The sequence below is a fragment of the Bhargavaea cecembensis genome, assembly GCF_001619585.1.
In the GTDB taxonomy this organism is placed as follows: domain Bacteria; phylum Bacillota; class Bacilli; order Bacillales_A; family Planococcaceae; genus Bhargavaea; species Bhargavaea cecembensis_A.
In genome coordinates this window covers 1-278 of record NZ_LQNT01000006.1, presented here as the reverse complement: position 1 = coordinate 278, position 278 = coordinate 1, and the positions used below count along the sequence as shown (strand labels likewise).

The window sequence follows — 278 nt, the reverse complement described above, 5'->3', positions numbered from 1 at the left end:
TAATTGTATAAGTAGCCTGGGTTCCATCTTCTGCCGTTACAATAAATTGGTCACCTGTGGCTAATTCACTTTCTCCTTCTTTCGCTTGGCCATCTTCTCCAGTTACTTCATGAGTTTGGTTTGAACCGTCAGTTGCTGCAAGGGCTCCAAGCATTCCATCGACTGTTACAGCGTGGGCTACGGTGATCGATCCTTTTTCCTCTTCTGTTGGTTCGTCGATCTTTAGTATTTTTTTCAAATGTTGTGGCGCTTTGTTAGGTGCGTGAACTTCTACTTCG

The 278-nt window shown here is 44.2% G+C and carries 1 protein-coding gene; it reads right to left on the bottom strand.

All coding sequences use genetic code 11. From position 1 onward, the window contains the following. On the bottom strand, positions 1–278 hold a 278-nt coding region (locus AV656_RS16475; protein ID WP_197462199.1), incomplete at both ends, for a hypothetical protein.